This is a genomic window from Lentzea sp. NPDC055074 (genome assembly GCF_053608005.1).
The window spans coordinates 103049-123422 of record NZ_JBSGUQ010000003.1; the positions used below are offsets into that span (position 1 = coordinate 103049).

The 20374-nt window shown below is 70.7% G+C and carries 17 protein-coding genes; 5 read left to right on the plus strand and 12 right to left on the minus strand.

Annotated features, from left to right (window positions below; genetic code table 11):
* The first annotated feature begins 142 nt into the window (after window positions 1–142).
* Window positions 143–3235: a family 78 glycoside hydrolase catalytic domain gene (locus ACWF7A_RS07800; RefSeq protein WP_452249661.1), complete on the plus strand. Its 3093-nt coding sequence runs from the start codon at window positions 143–145 to the stop codon at window positions 3233–3235.
* Window positions 3236–3271: 36 nt separating this feature from the next.
* On the opposite strand, the gene ACWF7A_RS07805 is transcribed toward ACWF7A_RS07800, so the two are convergent.
* The 3 genes from ACWF7A_RS07805 to ACWF7A_RS07815 form a co-directional block, all read right to left on the minus strand.
* Window positions 3272–3481 (minus strand): hypothetical protein, encoded by a 210-nt coding sequence (locus tag ACWF7A_RS07805; protein ID WP_452249662.1) that lies wholly within the window; start codon window positions 3479–3481, stop codon window positions 3272–3274.
* A 36-nt stretch (window positions 3482–3517) separates the two neighbouring features.
* Window positions 3518–4996, minus strand: a complete 1479-nt coding sequence (locus ACWF7A_RS07810) for a family 43 glycosylhydrolase (protein WP_452249663.1) — start codon at window positions 4994–4996, stop codon at window positions 3518–3520.
* A gap of 128 nt (window positions 4997–5124) precedes the next feature.
* Complete coding sequence (locus ACWF7A_RS07815) at window positions 5125–6042, minus strand: alpha/beta hydrolase family protein (protein WP_452249664.1); 918 nt, start codon at window positions 6040–6042, stop codon at window positions 5125–5127.
* Window positions 6043–6099: 57 nt separating this feature from the next.
* Between ACWF7A_RS07815 and ACWF7A_RS07820 the strand changes: the two genes are divergently transcribed.
* Both ACWF7A_RS07820 and ACWF7A_RS07825 read left to right on the plus strand, forming a co-directional pair.
* Complete coding sequence (locus ACWF7A_RS07820; RefSeq protein WP_452249665.1) at window positions 6100–6624, plus strand: helix-turn-helix domain-containing protein; 525 nt, start codon at window positions 6100–6102, stop codon at window positions 6622–6624.
* A gap of 111 nt (window positions 6625–6735) precedes the next feature.
* Window positions 6736–7584, plus strand: a complete 849-nt coding sequence (locus ACWF7A_RS07825; protein ID WP_452249666.1) for a CPBP family intramembrane glutamic endopeptidase — start codon at window positions 6736–6738, stop codon at window positions 7582–7584.
* Here the strand turns inward: ACWF7A_RS07825 and ACWF7A_RS07830 are convergent.
* From ACWF7A_RS07830 to ACWF7A_RS07865, 8 genes are all read right to left on the minus strand, one after another.
* Window positions 7569–8867: a rhamnulokinase gene (locus ACWF7A_RS07830; protein ID WP_452249667.1), complete on the minus strand. Its 1299-nt coding sequence runs from the start codon at window positions 8865–8867 to the stop codon at window positions 7569–7571. The genes ACWF7A_RS07825 and ACWF7A_RS07830 overlap by 16 nt on opposite strands.
* The gene (locus ACWF7A_RS07835) at window positions 8864–10888 is read right to left on the minus strand and encodes a bifunctional aldolase/short-chain dehydrogenase (protein WP_452249668.1); all 2025 of its coding nucleotides are present in this window, start codon (window positions 10886–10888) and stop codon (window positions 8864–8866) included. The genes ACWF7A_RS07830 and ACWF7A_RS07835 overlap by 4 nt, the downstream gene beginning before the upstream one ends.
* A complete protein-coding gene (rhaI, locus tag ACWF7A_RS07840) occupies window positions 10888–12042 on the minus strand; it encodes an L-rhamnose isomerase (RefSeq protein ID WP_452249669.1) in 1155 nt (384 codons plus the stop codon). Before rhaI ends, ACWF7A_RS07835 begins: the two co-directional genes overlap by 1 nt.
* A 19-nt stretch (window positions 12043–12061) precedes the next feature.
* Window positions 12062–12373 (minus strand): L-rhamnose mutarotase, encoded by a 312-nt coding sequence (locus ACWF7A_RS07845; RefSeq protein WP_452249670.1) that lies wholly within the window; start codon window positions 12371–12373, stop codon window positions 12062–12064.
* 1 nt (window position 12374) lies between these two features.
* On the minus strand, window positions 12375–13436 hold the full coding sequence (rhaS, locus tag ACWF7A_RS07850) for a rhamnose ABC transporter substrate-binding protein (RefSeq protein WP_452249671.1): 1062 nt from the start codon (window positions 13434–13436) through the stop codon (window positions 12375–12377).
* Complete coding sequence (locus ACWF7A_RS07855) at window positions 13433–14392, minus strand: ABC transporter permease (protein ID WP_452249672.1); 960 nt, start codon at window positions 14390–14392, stop codon at window positions 13433–13435. Before ACWF7A_RS07855 ends, rhaS begins: the two co-directional genes overlap by 4 nt.
* A complete protein-coding gene (locus ACWF7A_RS07860; RefSeq protein ID WP_452249673.1) occupies window positions 14385–15431 on the minus strand; it encodes an ABC transporter permease in 1047 nt (348 codons plus the stop codon). The genes ACWF7A_RS07855 and ACWF7A_RS07860 overlap by 8 nt, the downstream gene beginning before the upstream one ends.
* A 376-nt stretch (window positions 15432–15807) precedes the next feature.
* Complete coding sequence (locus ACWF7A_RS07865) at window positions 15808–17325, minus strand: sugar ABC transporter ATP-binding protein (protein WP_452250146.1); 1518 nt, start codon at window positions 17323–17325, stop codon at window positions 15808–15810.
* 108 nt (window positions 17326–17433) lie between these two features.
* Between ACWF7A_RS07865 and ACWF7A_RS07870 the strand changes: the two genes are divergently transcribed.
* Window positions 17434–18444, plus strand: coding sequence for a LacI family DNA-binding transcriptional regulator (locus ACWF7A_RS07870; RefSeq protein WP_452249674.1), 1011 nt, complete (start codon window positions 17434–17436; stop codon window positions 18442–18444).
* Here the strand turns inward: ACWF7A_RS07870 and ACWF7A_RS07875 are convergent, their stop codons facing one another.
* Entirely contained in the window at window positions 18445–18852 is a 408-nt protein-coding gene (locus ACWF7A_RS07875) for a hypothetical protein (protein ID WP_452249675.1), read from the minus strand.
* 374 nt (window positions 18853–19226) lie between these two features.
* On the opposite strand from ACWF7A_RS07875, the gene ACWF7A_RS07880 reads away from it, so the two are divergent.
* Window positions 19227–20372, plus strand: a complete 1146-nt coding sequence (locus ACWF7A_RS07880; RefSeq protein WP_452249676.1) for a protein kinase domain-containing protein — start codon at window positions 19227–19229, stop codon at window positions 20370–20372.
* Window positions 20373–20374: the final 2 nt, after the last annotated feature.

The following is a 20374-nucleotide window of genomic DNA, read 5'->3' on the forward strand; positions in this document are numbered from 1 at the left end:
CCTCACGTTTAAACGATTCAACAGGCTGTCCGTTAGCGGACAGCCTGTTGTCGTGTTCCTTGACACAGTTACCTCCACCCAACACGCTGGTGCCGCCGCCGTGATTGAAACGTTTCATTCCAGCGACGAAGGTGGAGGCGACGTGCGCAGACGGGTGTTCCTCAGGACGTCGGCGGTCGGGCTGACCGCCACCGCACTGCCGGTCGGGGTGGCGCACGCCGCGCCGGAGGAGCGTGCCGGCGGAGTGCGCGTGGTGCGCACGACCGTCGAGTACGCGGAGACGTTGCTGGGCACGGACGTCACCGCGCCCCGGCTGGCCTGGGTGCTCGCGGCCGGCGGCACGGGCGCCCGGCAGACCGCCTACCAGGTCGAGGTCGGTACCCGGCCCGGACGCGCGGACGTCTGGCAGTCCGGCAAGGTCACCTCCGACCGCACCACCGGGATCGCGTTCGGCGGCGAGGAGCTGAAGCCGCGCACCCGCTACCACTGGCGGGTCCGGGTGTGGGACGGTGCCGGACGGCCGTCGGCGTGGAGCACGACGAACTGGTGGGAGACGGCGCTGCTCGGCACGCCGTGGCAGGCCCGCTGGATCGGCGCAGCGGACACCTCGATCGGCTTCACCGGCGCACGCTGGATCTGGTCGGAGACGACGCCGGTCGGGAGCCGGTGGTTCCGCACAGCGGTCGACCTGCCGGCGGACGCCGTCCGCGTTCGGCTCGTCGCGACCGCCGATGACGACTTCACGTTGTACGTCAACGGTTCCGAGGTTCTGCACGTGCCGGAGCAGGTCGACGTGTGGAAGGTCGGGCAGCGCGCCGACGTGACTCGCCTGGCGGGCAGGCGGATCGTGCTGGCGGCCCGCGCGACGAACCGTTCCGAAGGACCCGCCGGACTGCTGCTGCGGCTGGTCGCCGACTTTCCCGACGGTCAGCGCGAGATCGTCACCGGACCCGGCTGGAAGGTCGCGGCGAACGAACAACCCGGCTGGCAGGCACCGGACTTCGACGACTCGGCGTGGGCTCCGGCGACCGTGCTCGACCCGTACGGCAGCGGTCCGTGGGGAGCGAACGTCACCGTGAAGGAACAGCCCGCGCCGTTGCTGCGCCGGGAGTTCGCACTGGGCAAGCCGGTGAAGCGCGCCCGGCTGTACGTCAGCGGCCTCGCCTACCACGAGACGGAGATCAACGGCCGTCGTGTCGGCGACCAGGTGCTCGATCCCGGCTTCACCGACTACGACAACACCGTCCTGTACGCGACGCACGACGTCACGAACCTCGTCCGCAAGGGCGCCAACGCGATCGGCGTCACGCTGGGCCGCGGTTTCTACGGCATGAAGACCCCGAACGTCTGGCGGTGGGAGCGCCCGCCGTGGCACGACGAGCCGAAACTGCTGGCACAGCTGGAGATCGACCACCCCGACGGCACCCGCACGACCATCGCGTCGGACGAGCAGTGGCGCCTGACCGACGGCCCCACGGTGTCGAACTCGCTCTACACCGGCGAGACCTACGACGCCCGCCTCGCCCCGCGGGACTGGACGCGTCCGGGCTTCGACGACAGCGCGTGGCAACGCACCTCCGTGCGCCCGGCACCTCGGGGTGTGGTGAAAGCCCAGGAGCACGAACCGATCCGCGTGATCGAGTCCGTGAAGCCGACTGTGAGCGTGCTCAAGCCCGGGGTGTTCGTGGCCGACATGGGCCGCACGATGTCGGGCTGGACGAAGCTCACGGTGAACGCCCCGCCGGGCACGGTGGTGCGGCTCGAGCACGGCGAGACGCTGAACTCCGATGGCAGCGTTCACATGGAGAACGGCCACGTCAGCGGCGGCCGCATCCAGCTCGACGAGTACATCTGCGCCGAGGGCACGGGCACGTGGGAACCGAAGTTCTCCTACAAGGGCTTCCGCTACGTCGAGGTGACCGGCCTGACCGCCGCCCCCGAGCTCGTCGGCCGCCTCGTGCACTCCGACGTGCCGAAGGCCAGCACGTTCCGTTGCTCCGAGCCGCTGTTCGAGCAGTACGACGCCGCGATGCGCCGCACCGTCGCGAACAACCTGCACGGCATCCCCACCGACACCCCGACCTACGAGAAGAACGGCTGGACGGGCGACGCCCAGGTCGGCGCGCCGTCGATGCTGGCCGAGTTCGGCATGGCGAGGTTCTTCACCAAGTGGCTCGGCGACCTCGCGGACAGCCAGGACGCGGCGGGCCAGATCCCGGTCATCGTGCCGAGCGGAGGCTGGGGCTACCGCGAACTCGCGCCCGCGCCCGAGTGGACGACCGTGTTCCCGTTCGTGCTGCGGGAGATGTACCGGACCTACGGCGACCCGAGGCCGGCCGAACAGCACTGGCCGGTGCTCACCCGCTACCTGGACTGGGAGATCGGCAGGCTCCGCGACGGCCTCGCCGTCACCGCGCTCGGCGACTTCCTCCCGCCGGACTCCGGCGGCATCCCGCCCGAGGACACCCGCCTCACCGCGACCGCGTACCTCTACCGAGCCCTGCTGCACACCGCCGAACTGGGTGACGTGATCGGCACGCCCGTGCCCCGCTATCGCGAGGTGGCCGCCGGGTTGCTGGCAGCGTTCAACAACGCCTTCCTGGACGGCTACTACCGGACCGCGCGCGACCCCGGCTACCGGCAGACGTCCAACGCGATCCCGCTCGCCTTCGGCATGGTGCCCGCGGGTTCCGTCCAGACCGTCGCGGACAAGCTCGCCGCGGAGGTGCGGGCCAACGGCAACCACGTCAACGTCGGCTGTCTCGGCGCCAGCGTGCTGCTGCAGGCGTTGAGCGACAACGGACACGCGGACGTCGCCCACGCCATGGCCACCGAGCGTTCGTACCCGAGCTGGGGTCACTGGTTCTCGAACGGCGCCGACACCATGTGGGAGATGTGGGACACCGGCACCCGGTCGCGCAACCACTACTTCAAGGGCACGCTCGTGCAGTGGCTGTACGAGCACGTCGCCGGGCTGCGGCCGGGAGATGACGGCTACCGGACGTTCGTGGTCCGGCCCACCGTCACCGCGCTCTCGTGGGCGCGGTTCGAGTTCGAGAGCGTGCGCGGCCGGATCGTCGTGGCCTGGGCGAAGGTCGACGGCGTGGTGCGGTTGACCGTCGAGGTGCCGGTGGGGGCCACCGCGGAGGTGCACGTGCCTGGTGCCACCGTGGTGAAGGTGCCGCACGGCCGGTGGACCTTCGACAGGCGGGGGAAGGCCCTACCGGCCTCGTGATGAGCGGCGGGGTGGGTTGCCCACCCCGCCACCCGTCTACCGATCGCGTGTGCCGACGCTCAGCAGAGTGCCGGTGATGACAGCCACCGTCGCCACGGTGAACAGGTTCGAGATGTCCACGGTGAGCTCGTCCGCTCTCAGGCTCGGCACCAGCACGCCGGACACGAGCAGCGCGAGCACGACCGCGACGGCGAACCACGCCTGCTTGCGGTTCATCGTTCCCCCGGGGTTCGGTGCTTCGGACATGACGTCCTTACCCCGGAAGTGGCCCGCCTGAACGGGTCACCGGTGGGAGACCGCGAAGTCGTCGAAGCTCGCGCCGGTGTTGAAGACGCGCACCCCGTTGGCCCCGCTGGAGAAGCTGGTGTCGGTCACGCTGATCTTCGGTGTGGCCATGTCGCCGACGTAGACCTTGATGGCCGAGCCGATCGCCTCCACCCGCAGGTGGTGGCGGACGTTCGGCCGGACGCTCACCGGGGCCGACGCGAGCTGCGTCCAGTTGTTGTCGGCCTTGCCGAGCACGACCCGTCCGTTGCCGGTGATCCCGGCGTAGTAGCCGCGGTAGGCGTCGGTGCCGGTGGTCGCCTGGGTCGCGCGGAACACGACCCCGCTGTCACCGGAGGCGGACGACGGCGTGATGCCGGCGTCCTGCACGAAGTTCGAGAAGTTCGTGTCCAGCAACGACTTCCCGCCGAACGACGCGCCGGTCTGGTACCTGCCGCCGCTCGCAGACCACGTGCCGCCGTACGTGGTCCAGCCGATGGCGTTGTTGTCGTCGAAGTTGTCCTTCACCCGCATGGTCACCGGCTGGATGGTGCCGTCGGCGTTGAAGTTCATCCGGTCGTAGGCGAGCTGCCGGTCGTTGGCGCCGGTGCGGCTGAGCGGGCGCCGATGGTAGGCGATGTACCAGATGTCCGTGCCGGGCACGTTGATCACCGAGTTGTGGCCGGATCCCCTTGCCACGGCGGCATCTTGGGCGAGGACGCGGCTGAGCTTGGTGAACGGCCCGGTGGGGGAGTCGGAGATCGCGTAGGAGACGGCGTAGTTCGGGCCGGTCCAGCCGTCCTCGGACCACATGAAGTAGTACTTGCCGTTGCGCTTGAACATCTGCGAACCCTCGGTGAAGTTCGCCGGGGTGATCTCCTTGTACGTGCTGCCGTCCGGGAACTGGCCGAGGCTCGTCATGTCCGCGTTCAGCTTCACGACGTTCGCGTGGCCCCAGCCGCCGTAGTACATGTACGCCTGACCGTCGGTGTCGACGAAGACGTCCTGGTCGATGGGCTGCGCGCCGTTGACGAACTGGCTGATCAACGGCTTGCCGATCGCGTCCCGGTACGGGCCCTCCGGCCTGTCCGCCACGGCGACGCCGATGCCGCCCAGCTCGGAGTTGCTCTGGATGTCGTTCGCGCCGAAGTACAGGTAGTACTTGCCGTTGCGCTGCACGGGAGCGGGTGCCCAGACCGCCCGGCGCGCCCAGGAGACGTTCGCGGTGGTGAGGACGTCGGGGTGCTTGGTCCAGTTGACCAGGTCGGTCGAGGAGAAGGCGTCGAGGTAGGTCTGCTGGTCGTACGGCCGCGACGAGGTGGGGAAGACCCAGTACCTGTTGTCGTAGACCGCGACGTCCGGGTCCGCGTACCACCCGTCCACGAAGGGGTTGCCGGCCTCGGCCGTCGAGAAGTCGGGCGCGGCGGACGAGGCCACAGCGGGCACGCCGCCGAGCAGGGAGAGGGCCAAGGCCGTCACGACGATCTTTGACGTCACGTCTCGTCCAATCTGCAGGGGATCTTTACAACGTTGTAAACACGTGCTGCATCGATCCAAACACTCCCCGTGCGCGGCTGTCCAGGGCTGCCGTGGTCAGCGGGTGCCGCCGACCACGGCGCAGGGTGTCAGCGAAGGTGGTGCGCCAGCCACCCCGCGACGTCGGCGAGCAGCCCGGCGTCGACGGGTTCGCGCAGCAGGCGGCCGTACGACGTCAGTGCGGGAGGCCGGGGATCGCGCCGCAGGAGGTGCGTCAGGTCCGGTACGCGCCGGACCTCGGCGCCGGGCACGAGCGAGGCGACGACGTCGAGGTCCGCGGGATCGACCTGGAGGTCCTTCTCGCCGGTGATCGCGAGGACCGGGGCCGTGATGCCGGGCAGGTCGGCGCGAGGGTCGTACGCCAGCTGTTCGCGCCACCACCGGGCGTTGAGCCGCGTCCCGGCGACCCGCGTGACGTCGGTGGTCGTGGCCTCCACCGCGGCGAGCTGCTTCGAGCCGATCCGGCCCAGGAGGGGGAGCAACGGCCGGACGAGGCGGGGCACCGTGCCCGCGACCCGTCGGGCCTGCCACAGCAGGGCTTCCTTGCCGGGACGCGCGTAGCCCGCGAGCAGGACGACGGCCGCGGGTTCTTCGTGGGCGCCGAGCCACATCGCGTGGACGGCGCCTTCGCTGTGCCCGACGACGCCGGTCGCCTCGTACCTGATCTCCGGGCGGGCGCGCAGCGTCCGCAGTGCCAGCGCCGCATCGGCGCGGTTGTCCGTGAACCCCGCGGCACGCCAGTCGCCGGGGGAGTCGCCCACGCCGCGCCGGTCGTAGCGCAGTGACGCGATGCCCTGCTGTGCAAGGGCTTGCGCCAGCGGGGCACCGAGCTCCATCCGCAGCCTGCCCGCGTTGGAGTCGCGGTCCACCCGCCCCGAGCCGGGTAAGCACAGCACTGCCGGGTGCGGGCCCGGTCCTGGGGGCAGGGTGAGGGTGCCGGGCAGGGTGTGGCCGTCCGGGGTGAGGGTGATCTCGACGGTGCGGCCGGCGTGGGTGGCGCCGTTCATGGGCGAACCTCCGTTATCAGTTTTGAGAACAGTATCAGCAATGAGATCGTGGCGGACATGGCGAACTTGGACCTCCTGCTGCACCCGGTCCGGATGCGCGTCGTGCAGGCGCTGCTGGACGGGCGTCCCAGCACGACCACGCAGCTGCGCAAGCGGATGCCGGAGGTCCCGCCCGCGACGATGTACCGGCACGTGGCCGTCCTCGCCGACGCCGGGGTCCTCGAGGTGCTGGAGGAGAAGCGGGTGCGGGGGATCATGGAACGCACCTACCGGCTGCGGGCGGACCGCGTGCAGATCGCCGACCGCGAGGCCATGACGCTCGACGACCACCGCCGCGCTTTCACGGCGTTCGCCGGCAGCCTGCTGGCGGACTTCGGCCGGTACCTGGGCCGCGAACCGGCTGATCCCGCGGCCGACGGCGTGACCTACCAGCAGGCCGCACTGTGGCTGACCGACGAGGAACACGCCTCGTTGCTGGCCGAGGTGCGTGCGGCGGTCGCGGCCCGGGCCGGCGGTGAGGCGGGGAACGGGCGCACGCGCCGGATGGTGAGCCTGGTGGCGATGCCGGTCGGCGAGGAGTGACGCTGTCCCCCGCGAGAGCTACCCGAGGCTGTCCTCCCCGGTGGGATTCGGCTGACTCCAGAGCTGCCTAGCGTTCGTGGTGTCCCGCAGACGAGTCAGGAAGCCGGAGCCATGAAGCCACGTTCGTCCGTCGAGTCCCTGGGCCGGTTCAGGTTCCCGGTCCTCTTCGTCTCGTTGTTCGCCGTGATGCTCGCGGTGGTCGGCGTCGACACCCTCGTCGCACCGCTTCCGCTGCTCGCGCTGCCCGTCGGGGTCGGGCTGGCCGTCGCCGGGATCGCCTGCTACCGCTGGCTTTCCCGCAAGGTCGAGCAGCGCGAGGAGCTGCCCGAGCTCGAGGCCCGGGACCGGTGGCCGGGGCTGGGCAGGGGTGCCTTGCTCGGGTTCGGGCTGTTCTGCGCCCTGATGCTGTTGATCGTGGTGTTCGGCGGGCTGGACGGGCTGTCGTGGGGTTCGTTCCTCGGTGGTGTGGGGGTCGCCGGGATGATGATCAGCGTCGCGACCATGGAGGAGGTGCTGTTCCGCGGGGTGCTGTTCCGCATCCTGGAGGAGCGGGCCGGGACGGTGGTCTCGTTGGCCGTGTCGTCGTTGCTGTTCGGCGCCACGCATCTGGTCAACGTCCACGCGACGCTGTGGGGAGCTTTGGCCATCGGGCTGACCGGTGGGGCCATGCTGGCTGCGGCTTACGTGCTCACGCGGTCGTTGTGGTTCCCGATCGGGCTGCACTTCGCGTGGAACTTCACCCATGCCGGGATCTTCGGCATCGCTGTGTCCGGGTCCGACGACGTTCCCGATGGGGTGCTGCGGACCACCTTGTCCGGCCCGACTGTGCTCACCGGGGGCACGTTCGGGCCGGAGGCCAGCCTGCTGGCGCTGGTGGTCTGCTCGGCCGCCACCGTGGTGATGCTGCGTCGGGCGGCTCGTGCCGGCCAGATCCGGGCCGGGGTTCAGCGGGGCAGGTAACGCCGCAACGGCTGCGACTCCCGCACCAACCGCCGCAGATCGGCGAGCGTGCCGTGGGCCGCCCCCACGGCACGAGCCTGCACCAGCACGTTGCCCAGCGCGGTCGCCTCGGCCGGACCGGCCACGACGGGCAGCCCGCACGCGTCGGCGGTCAGCTGGCAGAGCAGCTCGTTGCGCGAGCCGCCTCCGACGATGTGCACGACCTCGACCTCCTTGCCCGACAACCGTTGCGCGTCCACGACGGCATCGCGGTGGGCGAGGGCGAGACTGTCCAGGACGGACCGGACGATCTCGGGCCGGGTCAGGGACCTCCCGCACCACCGCTCGATCCGCGCGGGCATGTCGCCCGGCGGGAGGAACACCGGGTCGTTGGGGTCGAACACCGAACCGGTCGCGGTCGCGGCCTCGCGCAGCAACGGCTCCAGCGGGGCGTTCCAGGTTCTCAGGCACTCCTGCAGCAGCCACAGGCCCATCACGTTGCGCAGGTAGCGGATCGTACCGTCGACGCCGCCCTCGTTGGTGAAGTTGGCGGCCCGGCTCTCGGCGGAGAGGACCGGGAAGTCGAGCTCGACGCCGACCAGGGACCAGGTGCCGCACGAGATGTAGGCGAACCGGTCGTTCGACGCGGGCACGGCCACGACGGCGGAGGCGGTGTCGTGCGAGCCCACGGCGGTGACGGGGGTGCCCTTGAAGGTGCCCGCGAGGTCGCCGGGGTGGCGGAGGTCCGGCAGCAGGCCGCGTGGGAGGTCCTGGGTGAGCTCAGCCGACCACCGTCCCGTCCGGACGTCGATCAGGCCGGTCGTGGTGGCGTTGGTGTACTCGGCACCGCACTGCCCGGTCAGCCAGTAGGACAGCAGGTCCGGGACGAGCAGGAGCCGGGAGGCCTGGGGGAGCAGGGGTTCGGCCATCAGCTGGAACATCGTGTTGAACGGCTGGAACTGCAGGCCGTTCAGCTCGTACAGGCCGTCCTGGGGCTTGATGCCGTCGGTGCGGGAGTCGCGGTAGTGCACCGGGTTGCCCAGCAGTTCGCCGGACGCGTCGAGCAGGCCGTAGTCGACCGCCCAGCTGTCGATGCCGATGCTGGACACGCTTCCGGCGAGCCTCAGCCCGGCGAGCACCTCGTGGTAGAGCGCGGGCAGGTCCCAGTGCAGCGAACCGTGCTGGTGCACCGGGCCGTTCGCGAACCGGTGCACCTCCTCGACGCGCACGGTGCCGTCGGTGACGACCCCGCGCATCACCCGGCCGCTGGACGCTCCGAGGTCTACCGCCGCTACGGCGGTCATCGCAGGAACGCCGCTGCCACACCGGCGTCCACCGGCACGTGCAGGCCGGTCGTCAGCGACAGGTCGCCCGCTGTCAGCGCGAACACCGCCGCTGCCACGTGTTCGGGCAGCACCTCGCGCTTGAGCAGCGTGCGCTGGGCGTAGAACTCGCCCAGCTTCTCCTCGGGCACGCCGTAGACGGCGGCGCGCTGGGCGCCCCAGCCTCCCGCGAAGATCCCGGAGCCGCGGACCACGCCGTCCGGGTTGATGCCGTTGACGCGGATGCCGTCCGGGCCCAGTTCGGCCGCCAGGAGCCGGACCTGGTGCGCCTGGTCCGCCTTGGCGGCCCCGTACGCGACGTTGTTCGGGCCGGCGAAGACCGCGTTCTTGCTCGAGATGTAGACGATGTCGCCGCCCATGCCCTGCGCGCGCATGACCCTGGCCGCCTGTTGTGAGACCAGGAACGAGCCCTTGGCCATCACGTCGTGCTGCAGGTCCCAGTCGGCCTCGGTGGTGTCCTCCAGGGGCTTGGAGATCGACAACCCGGCGTTGTTGACCACCAGGTCCACGCCGCCGAACGCGAGCACCGCCGCGCGGAACGCCTCGGCGATGCCCGGCCCGTCCGTCACGTCGACGGTCACCGGCACCGCCACGTCCGGCGAACCGATGCCCTCGGCGACCGCACGCGCCGCGTCACCGTCGCGGTCGGCGACCACCACGCACGCGCCTTCGGCGGCCAGGCGTTCGGCGACCGCCCGGCCGATGCCCGACCCGCCACCGGTGACGAGTGCGACGCGGGTCGCCAGCGGCTTGGGCTTCGGCATCCGTCGCAGCTTGGCTTCTTCCAAAGCCCAGTACTCGATGCGGAACTTCTCGCGCTCGTCGATCGGTGCGTACCGCGACACGGACTCGGCGCCCCGCATCACGTTGATGGCGTTCACGTAGAACTCGCCGGCCACGCGCGCGGTCTGCTTGTCGCGGCCGAAGCTGAACATGCCGACGCCCGGCACGAGGACGATCGCCGGGTCCGCACCGCGCATCGCAGGGCTGTCCGGGGAAGCGTGCCGCTCGTAGTAGGCGCGGTAGTCCTCGCGGTAGGCCTCGTGCAGTTGCTTCAGCCGCGCCACGACGTCCTCGAACGGAGCGGTGGCGGGCAGGTCGAGCACGAGCGGCCGGACCTTCGTGCGCAGGAAGTGGTCGGGACACGACGTTCCCAGCGCCGCCAGTTCCGGATGCCGTTCCCGCGCGAGGAAGTCGAGCACGACGTCGGAGTCGGTGAAGTGCCCGACCTGCGGGCTGTCGGTCGAGGCCAGGCCGCGGATCACCGGTGCGAGCTCGGCGGCCCTCATGCGACGGTCCTCAGTGGACGAAGGAGGGTGCACCACCGGTCCGAACGGCTCGGCGCGGCCGTGCTCGTCGAGGTAGCGCTGCGCGGTCTGGATGATCTCCAGCGAGTGCGCCTCGCACTCGTCGCTCGTCGCACCCCACGCCGTGATGCCGTGCCCGCCCAGGATCACGCCGATGGCCTGCGGGTTGTTCCGCTTCACCGCGGCGATGTCCAGTCCCAGCTGGAAACCGGGCCGCCGCCACGGCACCCACACCACCCGGTCGCCGAAGCACGCCTTGACCAGCGCCTCGCCGTCCGCCGCCGTGGCGAACGCGATGCCGGCGTCCGGGTGCAGGTGGTCGACGTGGTCGGCGTCGACCAGCCCGTGCATGGCGGTGTCGATCGACGGCGCCGCGCCACCCCTGCCGTGCAGGCAGAAGTCGAACGCGGCGACCATCTCGTCCTCGCGCTCGACCCCCGGGTACACCTCGGTCAGCGCGTGCAGCCGGTCCAGGCGCAGCACCGCGAGCCCGGCCTCCCGCAACGTGCCCAGGTCACCACCGGATCCCTTGACCCACAGGACGTCCGCGGGCCGCCCGGTGGCCGGGTCCGTCACGGACCCCTTGGCTGAGGTGTTGCCGCCCGCGTAGTTCGTGTTGCGCGGATCGGCGCCGAGCCGGTTGCTCCGGCCCAGCAGCGCGTCGACCTGGCTCATCACGCACCCCACCCGGCGGCCTCGCCACCGACTCGTTCCACGACGATCCGCTCCGCGTACCCGGAGCGCCGGTACGCGGCCATCGGATCGGGATCCAGCCCCATGTCCTCGCGCAGCTCCCGCAGAAGCGGCCGCACGTCGGTGTTGTAGGCGTCCATCAACGCCGCGTTCGCCTCCAGCACGTCGCCCGCCTGCTGTGCCGCGTCCAACGCGTCGTGGTCGACGAGGAGCGCCTTCGCGGTGGCCTCCTGGACGTTGAGCACCGAGCGGATGATCGCCGGGATCTTCGGTTCCAGGTTGTGGCACTGGTCGAGCATGAACGCGATGCCGGCCGCGGGCCTCAGCGCGTCGGCCAGCACGATCTCGTGCATGATCCGGAACAGCTGGAACGGGTCGGCCGCCCCCACCATCAGGTCGTCGTCGGCGTAGAAGCGCGAGTTGAAGTCGAACGCGCCGAGCTTCCCGGCCCGCAGCAGGAACGCCACGATGAACTCGATGTTCGTGCCCGGCGCGTGGTGCCCGGTGTCGATCACGACCTGAGCCCGGTCGCCCAGCTGCTGGCAGTGCGCGAACGCCGTGCCCCAGTCCGGCACGTCCGTGGTGTAGAACGCGGGCTCGAAGAGCTTGTACTCCAGCAACATGCGCTGGTCCGGGCCGAGCCGCGCGTACGTCTCCCGCAGCGCCTCGGCGAGCCGGTCCTGGCGGGCGCGGATGTTGTCCTGGCCCGGGTAGTTCAGGCCGTCCGCGAACCACAGCTTGAGATCGCGCGACCCGGTCTGGTCCATGATGTCGACGCACTCGAGCAGGTGCCCGATCGCCTTGCGCCGCACCAGCGGGTCCGGGTGGCAGACGCTGCCGAGCTTGTAGTCGTCGTCCTGGAAGACGTTGGAGTTGATGGCCCCCAGGGCGACACCCCGGTCCCGCGCGTACTCGGCCAGCTTCGCGAAGTCGTCCACGCGGTCCCACGGGATGTGCAGCGCCACGGTCGGCGCGACCCCGGTCAGCTTGTGCACGACCGCGGCGTCGTCGATCTTCTCGTACGGCGTGCGCGGGACTCCCTGCTGCGCGAACACCTTGAAGCGGGTGCCGGAGTTGCCGTACGCCCACGACGGGGTCTCGATCCGCTGCTCGCGCAACGCGTCTTTCACGCTCATGTGTTCTCCCCAAACAAACTCAGTCGAGGTGGAAGACCTCGTCGAGGGGCCGCATCCGTTCGTCGGCGTTGCCGTCGCCGACGAAGAACTCCGCCATCTCGGCCTGCCAGCGCGCGTTCACCTCGGTGCGTGCCATCTCCGCGAGCGCCGCGTCGAAGTCGTCGCACTCCAGGTACCCGACGAGCAGGCCGTCCTCGGCGAGGAAGAGTGAGTAGTTGTGCCAACCCGCCTCGCTGAGGGCAGCCCGCATCTCCGGCCACACCTCGCGGTGCCGCGCCCGGTAGGAGTCGAGACGGTCCGGGCGGACCCGCAAGGTGAAGCAGACGCGCATGTCAGAAGTCGAACTTGTCGATGTTGTCCTTGGTGAACACGGTCGGCGGGCCGAGCACGACCTCGCCCTTGGCGCCGATCGTGTAGTCACCGAGGTCGCCCGCCTTGAACTTCTCGCCCTCCGCGCCGGTGATCTGCCCGGACGCGAGCGCGGCGGCGGCGTAGGTGGCGAGGTAGCCGAGCTTGGTGGGGTCCCACAGCGAGAACGACCTCACCGTGCCGTCCTGGATGAACTTGCGCATCTGGTTCGGCGTGCCGAGGCCGGTCACCTGCACCCTGCCCTTGTACTCCGACGAGCTGAGGTACCGGGCGGCGGCCGCGACACCGACGGTCGTCGGCGAGATGATGCCCTTGAGGTTCGGGTGCGCCTGCAGCAGACCCTGGGTCTTCTGGAACGACGTCTGGTCGTCGTCGTTGCCGTACGCGGTCTCCACGAGCTTCATGCCCGAGTACTCGGGCTTCGCGAGCTCGGTCTTCATGACCTCGATCCACGCGTTCTGGTTGGTGGCGTTGGGGGTCGCGGACAGGATCGCGATCTCACCGCTGCCGCCGACGGCCTCGGACATCATCTTCACCTGGCCGGCCGCGATCTCGTTCGAGGTGGCCTGGTTGACGAACACGTCACGCGCGTCCGGCGCGGCGTCGGAGTCGAACGTGACGACCTTGAGCCCTTGTGAGCGCGCGCTCTTCAGCGCGGGCGCCACGGCGTTGGCGTCGTTCGCGGAGATCACCAGCGCGTCCTGCTTCTGCTGCGCGGCGGTGTTGATGTAGGTGACCTGCGAGGACGCGGCCGCGTCCGACGGTCCGGTCGGCTTGACCTCGGCCTTGATCGCCGTGCCCGCCTGCTCGGAGCCCTTCTGCGCCACGGTGAAGTACGGGTTGTTGACCTGCTTGGGCAGGAACGTGATCTTCAGGCCCTCCTTCAGGGCCGCGTTCGGATCACCCTTCGCGGCGTTGGTGGCGCCGCCGGTCTGGTCCGTCGCGCTGTCCTTCGTGGTGCCACCGCAGGCGGTGAGCGCGACTGCCCCGGACATCACCAGGGCGAGCACTAGACGTGTGTTCATGGTGCGGCCTTCCTTAGGCTTCCGACGCGACGGGTGACGGACGGGGCGAGAACGCTCACCAGCAACAGGAGTCCGGTGACGATGGTGAGGACCTCGGTGGAGGTGTCCTGCAGGATCAGGAGGTTGCGCAGGCCGCCCAGCAGCAGCACGCCCGCGAGCACGCCGAAGAGCGTTCCCCGGCCGCCGAAGATGGACACGCCGCCGAGCAGCACGGCGGCGACGACGGCCAGTTCGAGGCCGAGGCCGTTGTCCGCGCGGGCACTGGAGAAGCGGAACGTGTAGACGATGCCGGCGATCGCGGCGACCGCTCCGGCGAGGACGAAGAGCGACAGCTTCACGCGCTTGACCCGGATGCCGGAGAACCGCGCGCCCTCCTCGTTGGCGCCGATCGCGTACACGGACCGGCCGAACGAGCTGGCGTGCAGGGCGATCCCGAACAGGATCGCGAGGACCGCGGCCAGCACGATCGGGTACGGGATGTCGGTGCCGGGCACCGGTGTCGTGCCGAACGACGTGTAGCCGGCCGGGAAGTCGGCGACGGCGGTGTCACCGAGGACGACCAGCGCGAGACCGCGGTAGAGCGCCAGGGTGCCGATGGTGACGGCCAGCGAGGGCAGCCCGAGGCGGGTGACCAGCACCCCGTTGACCGCACCGCACACCGCGCCCGCCACGATCACGGTCGGCAGGATGGTCTCGAGCGGCCAGCCCGCGTTCCACAGCCAGCCGATCAGCGCGCTGGACAGGCCGAGCACGGACGCGACGGACAGGTCGATCTCGCCGGCGACGATCACGAGCGTCAGCGGGAGGGCGATCAGCGCGATCTCGCCGATGTCGAGCCCGAGGTAGAAGAGGTTGCCACCGGACAGGAACGACCCGTCCGTGCTGACCTGCCCGGTCAGCGCCACCACGATCAGGAGGAACACCAGCGCGGTCTCCCACCGCAGGAGGTTACGCATGGCTGGTCCCTTCCGAGGTGCGCAGTGCCTTGGCCAGCCGCAGCGCCAGGAGCCGGTCGACGGTGATCGCGCTGAGCAGCAACGCGCCCGCGATCGCCTGCTGCCAGAACGCGGGGATCTGCAGCACCACCAGGCAGCTCGTGATCGTGCCCAGCAGCAACGCGCCGAGCGCCGCGCCGGTCACCGTGCCCGACCCGCCGAAGATCGCGACGCCGCCGACCACGACCGCGGCGACCACCTGGAGCTCGAGTCCGGTGCCCGCCGCCGCGTCGACCGTGCCGTAGCGGGCCACCCACAGCGCGCCCGCGAGGCCCGCGATCAGTCCGGAGAGGACGAACGTGGTGAGCGTGCGCTTGGCGACCGGGATGCCCGCGAGCGTGGCGGCCTCCGGGTTCGAGCCGATCGCGTACAGCTCGCGGCCGGACCGGTACGAGCGCAGGTAGACGGCGGCGACCGCGATGACCGCGACGGTGACGAGCACGAGGATCGGGACGCCGAGGACGCGGGCGCTGCCGAGGTTCAGCAGCGCGTCGGGGAGGTTGGAGGCGTTGACCTGCTTGCCTTGCGCCAGCGCGAAGTCGACGCCTCGGAAGACGTAGAGCGTGCCCAGCGTGACCACGAGGCTCGGGACGTTGCCCAACGCGACCAGCAGTCCGTTGAGCAGGCCGCAGGCCAGGCCGACCGCGACACCGAACCCGATGCCCAGCAGGAGCGGGGTGCCGGGGTTGTCGGCGAAGTGCTGGGCGGTGAGGAACGCGGACAGGCCCAGGACCGAGCCGACGGACAGGTCGACGTTGCGGGTGACGACCACCAGGGTCTGGCCCACCGCCAGGAGGGCGACGATGGAGGCGTTGAGGAGGAGGTCGCGGAGGCTCTGGGGCTGGATGAACCTCGGGTTCACGATCGCCGTGGGGATCACGACGAGGGCCAGGGCGACGACGATGCCTAGCTCGCGGACCCGGCCGACTCGGGTGGAGAGGCGGCGGGCGGCGGTGCGCTGGGCGGGTGGGGACGGGGGCGAGCTGAGCTGGGTGGTCATCGGACCACCTCCGCCCGGCCGCGGGAGGTGTCGCTGACGCGTGGCTGGGGGAGGTGGGGTGCTGTCGTGTCGCCACCACCTGACCGAGGGACGTGGGGTGCTTTCGTGTCGCCGCCGCGTGGCTGGGGGACGTGCGGTGCTGTCGTGTCGTCGCCACCTGGCTGGGGGACGTGGGGTGCTGTCGTGTCGCCGCCGCCCGACTGGGGGACGTGGGGTGCTGTCGTGTCGCCGCCGCCCGACTGAGGGACGTGCGGTGCCGTCGTGTAGCCACCGCCCGACTGAGGGACGTGCGGCGCTGTCGTGTCGCCGCCGCCCGACTGAGGGACGTGCGGCGCTGTCGTGTCGCCGCCGCGTGGCTGAGGGATGTGGGGTGCCGTCACTGCGACACCGCCTGTCCGGCCGCAGCCAGCGCCACCCGTTCCTCCGTCGCCTCGTCCCGCGACAACTCCTCCACCAGCCGCCCTTCGTGCATCACCAGGACGCGGTCGGCCATGCCGAGCACCTCCGGCAGTTCCGACGAGATCATCAGCACCGCGACGCCCTGCCCGGCCAGTTCCGAGAGCAACCGGTGCACCTCGGCCTTCGTGCCGACGTCGATGCCGCGCGTCGGTTCGTCGACGATCAGCACGGACGGCTGCCGCGCCAGCCACTTCGCCAGCACGACCTTCTGCTGGTTGCCGCCGGACAGCACGCCGACGGGGTCGCTCAGCTTCGAGAACTTCAGCCGCAGCTTCACCGCCCAGTCCTGGGCCAGCGCGCGTTCGGGACGGCGCCGCAGCAGGCCGAACGTCGACAGGCGGCCGAGCGATGCCAGCGCGGTGTTGCGTTCGATGGACGCGTCCATCACGAGTCCCTGCTGGCGCCGGTCCTCCGGCACGAACCCGATGCCCGCGGCCATCGCGGCGGTGGGGGAGCCGTACTTCAGCCGTTTGCCCCGCACCGAGGCGAAGCCCGCGTCGGGACGGTCGATGCCGAAGATCGCCCGGGCCACCTCGCTGCGGCCCGCGCCCACGAGTCCGGACAGGGCGACGATCTCGCCCGCGCGGACGTCGAACGACACGTCGGTGAACACGCCCTCTCGGGTCAGGCGCTGCACCGAGAGCAGCACCTCGCCCGCGGTCGTGTCCTGCTTGGGGAAGAGCTGGGAGAGCTCGCGGCCGACCATGCGGCGCACCAACGAGTCCGGCGTCTCGTCCTCCAGCGTGCCGGACCAGACGAACTCGCCGTCGCGCAGCACCGTGGCGCGCTGGCACAGTTCGAAGACCTCGCCGAGCCGGTGCGAGACGAACAGCACGGCGGCGTCCTGCTCGCGCAACGCCCGCACCACACCGAAGAGCCGTTCTACCTCGTGCGCGGACAGGGCCGCGGTCGGTTCGTCCATCACGATCACGCGGGCGTCGAACGAGAGGGCCTTGGCGATCTCGACGAGCTGCTGGTCCGCAATGGACAGTCCGCGGGCGGGCCGGGCGGGGTCGAGCCTGACTCCCAGGCGGGAGAAGAGTTCCGAGGTGCGCGCGTTCATCTGCGCGATGTCGATGCGCCGGCCCAGTCCGAGCGGTTGACGGCCCATGAACACGTTCTCGGCCACCGACAGGTCGCCGAACAGCGTCGGCTCCTGGTAGATGATCGCGATGCCCGCGGCCAGGGCGTCGGCGGGACCGGAGAACCGTTGGGGCGCCTCGTCCACGAGCACCCGGCCCGCGTCGGGGCGGTGGACTCCGGCGAGCGTCTTGATCAGCGTCGACTTGCCCGCGCCGTTCTCCCCGAGCAGCGCGTGGGCCTCGCCGGGGAACAGTCGCAGCGACACCCCGGACAACGCCCGGACGGCGCCGAAGGACTTGCTCACCTCGTCCAGCGTCACCACGGGAGGTCGGTCCACGTCCGTCTCCTCGATGTTGAAACGTTTTAACGCCTGAGTTACGAGCACTCTGAGTGTGTTACGTCACCATGTCAAGGGTTGCGAGGTACGATTCGTTGTCACGTTTCAACAAAGGAGCCGCCGGTGAAGCCGTCAGTGGGCATCCGCGACGTCGCGCAGCACGCCGGCGTGTCGAACGCGACCGTCTCGAACGTGCTGAACCGGCCCGACGTCGTCGCCCCGGCCACCCGGCAACGGGTGCTGGCCGCGATCGAGGAGCTCGGCTTCGTGCGCAACGAGTCCGCGCGTCAGCTCCGCGCGGGCCGCAGCCGGGTGCTCGCCTACCTCGTGCTCGACGCGGCGAACCCGTTCTTCACGGACGTGGCGCGCGGCGTGGAGGACGCGGCACGGGAGGCGGGCCTCGCGTTGTTCCTGTGCAACAGCGCCTCGGACGGCGGCCGTGAGCGCGAGTACCTGGAGCTGCTGCACGAGCAACGCGTCGAGGGCATCCTGATCACCCCGGTCGACACGGAGAGCGCGCAGATCGCCGAACGCGGTACGCCGGTCGTGCTGGTCGACCGGGAGGCGCCGGACGGCACGCGCTGCTCGGTCGCCGTGGACGACGTGCTCGGCGGCGAGCTCGCGGTGACCCACCTGATCGAGAACGGCCACACGCGCATCGCCATGGTCGGCGGCCCGCTGTCCATCCAGCAGGTGCGCGACCGGCGGGAGGGCGCCGTGCGGGCACTCGCCAACGCCGGGCTGCCGGCGGACGCGCTCACGTTCCTCGAGACCAGGGGCCTGCGGGTGGCCGAGGGGCGCGGCGCGGGGGAGAGGCTGGTCGGCCTGCCCGCGTCACGACGTCCCACGGCGGCGTTCTGCGCGAACGACCTGCTGGCGCTCGGCCTGCTGCAGTCGATGACGCAGCAGGGCCTGCGCGTGCCGGACGACCTGGCCGTCGTGGGTTACGACGACATCGAGTTCGCCGCGGCCGCCGCCGTGCCGCTGACGTCGGTGCGCCAGCCGCGCGAGCAGCTGGGCCGCACCGCCGCCCAGCTGCTGCTGGCGGAGAACGAACCGGACCACGAGCACCGGCACGTGAAGTTCCAGCCGGAGCTCGTGGTCCGCGCGTCCACCGCGGTCAAGCGACGCTGACTACCGGACGAGGATCATTTCCCGGTCGTTCTCGACAATGCTCGAACTGTCCGGCGGAAGGTAGACGTTCAACGCGGCGGACGTGAATGCGACGCCCGGCCGGAATGCCTTCGTGCGGGACACGACGGTCACGTCGAGGCGGTGGTGATCACCGGTGCACGGGACGTTCGACGTGTACTTGTCGCCCGTCGCGAGGTCCCCGCGCACGTTCTGCGTGACCTGCACCCACAACGACCCGGTGGCGCCGTTCTGGCACATCACCCGCACCGGAACGACGACCGCGGCACCCCGCGCCTCCAGCCTGGCCTGCGACTGGAGGGCGACCGCGGCGTCGACCGACGCCGACGCCGGGACCGCGGCGGCCAGTGTCGCGGCGGCGGTCAGCACGAACGCCGAAATTGCACGCACGATTTTCACCTCGTTCTCGTGGAAGAAGCGGAATGCGGCCGCGAAACGACATTAGCGACGAGGCTCGGAACTGTGCGAGGGGCCATTGATCGTGGCACGAATCCATTCCACGTGAGCAGCCGTTCGGGAACACGGCTTCGGTGATGCAGGCCGTGTCCACTGTGGTGCCGAACCCGAGCAGGACGAGGGGCCGGTTTCACTCTTGACGCGGTCATCTCTCGGCCGCTGGACGTTGTTCCAGGTCAGGCTGGTCGCGCGGCGAGGAGAGCTCGATCCGGGCAGCAGGTGTCCGCGGGTGGAGCGAGCTCCACGGTTGGATCACCGGCCGGATGGGCACCCACGGTAGGTCCCGCCCGAACGGAAAGGTCTAGCCCATGCCGCCGGACAGTGTTCTTCTCGCCGACCGGTACCGGCTGGGCGAGGTGCTTGGTACGGGCGGTGTCGCACAGGTGCGCCGTGCCACGGACGTCCTCCTGGCCCGCGACGTCGCGGTCAAGCTCTTCCGGCCCGGTGACGACCTCGCGGACGCCCGCCGCATCGACAACGAGATCTGCGCGCTCGCGGGCCTGTCCCATCCCGGGCTCGTCACCGTCTACGACGCGGACCCCGGCGGCGAGACGCCGTACCTGGTGCTGGAACTGATCGAGGGCAGGACCCTGCGCGACCGCCTCAGCGACGGGCCGCTCTCCGTCGAGCACGTGCGTCGCGTCGGTGCGGCCCTGGCAGACGCACTGGCGCACGTGCACGCTCGCGGGTTCGTGCACCGCGACGTCAAGCCCTCCAACGTGCTGCTCGACGACGACGAGCTCCCGCGCCTCGCGGACTTCGGCCTGGTGAGCTCGGCGGACAGCGCCGGGCTCACCAAGACCGGCCAGGTCGTGGGCACGGCCGCCTACCTCGCGCCGGAACAGGTGCGCGGCCAGGAGGTCACCTCGGCGGCCGACGTCTACGCGCTGGGGCTCGTGCTGATCGAGTGCCTGACCGGGCGCCGCGAGTACGAGGGGACGGAGCTCGAGGCCGCTGTCGCGCGCCTGCACCGCCCGCCGACCATGCCGGAGCACCTGCCGTTCGACCTCGTGCGGCTGCTGTCCAGGATGACGGCGCTGAGCGCGTCCCGCCGCCCGTCCGCGGCCGAGTGCGCTGCGGCTCTGCGCACCCCTGTGGGCGACCCGCCGACCGTCGTCGTCACCCGTCCCCGCTCACGAAGCCTGCTCGCCGCCGCATCGGCCGTCGTGCTCATCTCGGCCATCGGCACCGGGCTCAGCGCCTGGAACAGCGTCACCGCGACGAGTTCCGAACCGCCGGCCACGAACAACGCACCGGCCACGAACGTTCCCGCCGCGAACACCCCCGCGTCGACCCAGCAGCGCACGGCCGAACTGGTCGCCACACCCGTCGTGGTGCAGCCGACCGCCCCGATCGTCGCGCCGCCACCGGCCCAGGTCGTGGACCACGGCAAGGCCGCCGGTGGCAAGGCCAAGCCCGGCAAGGAGAAGGGCAAGCCGGGCCCGGGGAAGTGACC

What these genes read in the sequence shown, in the direction of transcription:
- ACWF7A_RS07805 (WP_452249662.1), bottom strand. Translation starts at nt 3,481, where the DNA reads ATGTCCGAAGCACCGAACCCCGGGGGAACGATGAACCGCAAGCAGGCG.
- ACWF7A_RS07815 (WP_452249664.1), bottom strand. Translation starts at nt 6,042, where the DNA reads ATGAACGGCGCCACCCACGCCGGCCGCACCGTCGAGATCACCCTCACC.
- ACWF7A_RS07820 (WP_452249665.1), top strand. Translation starts at nt 6,100, where the DNA reads ATGGCGAACTTGGACCTCCTGCTGCACCCGGTCCGGATGCGCGTCGTG.
- ACWF7A_RS07825 (WP_452249666.1), top strand. Translation starts at nt 6,736, where the DNA reads ATGAAGCCACGTTCGTCCGTCGAGTCCCTGGGCCGGTTCAGGTTCCCG.
- ACWF7A_RS07830 (WP_452249667.1), bottom strand. Translation starts at nt 8,867, where the DNA reads ATGACCGCCGTAGCGGCGGTAGACCTCGGAGCGTCCAGCGGCCGGGTG.
- ACWF7A_RS07835 (WP_452249668.1), bottom strand. Translation starts at nt 10,888, where the DNA reads ATGAGCCAGGTCGACGCGCTGCTGGGCCGGAGCAACCGGCTCGGCGCC.
- rhaI (WP_452249669.1), bottom strand. Translation starts at nt 12,042, where the DNA reads ATGAGCGTGAAAGACGCGTTGCGCGAGCAGCGGATCGAGACCCCGTCG.
- ACWF7A_RS07845 (WP_452249670.1), bottom strand. Translation starts at nt 12,373, where the DNA reads ATGCGCGTCTGCTTCACCTTGCGGGTCCGCCCGGACCGTCTCGACTCC.
- rhaS (WP_452249671.1), bottom strand. Translation starts at nt 13,436, where the DNA reads ATGAACACACGTCTAGTGCTCGCCCTGGTGATGTCCGGGGCAGTCGCG.
- ACWF7A_RS07855 (WP_452249672.1), bottom strand. Translation starts at nt 14,392, where the DNA reads ATGCGTAACCTCCTGCGGTGGGAGACCGCGCTGGTGTTCCTCCTGATC.
- ACWF7A_RS07860 (WP_452249673.1), bottom strand. Translation starts at nt 15,431, where the DNA reads ATGACCACCCAGCTCAGCTCGCCCCCGTCCCCACCCGCCCAGCGCACC.
- ACWF7A_RS07880 (WP_452249676.1), top strand. Translation starts at nt 19,227, where the DNA reads ATGCCGCCGGACAGTGTTCTTCTCGCCGACCGGTACCGGCTGGGCGAG.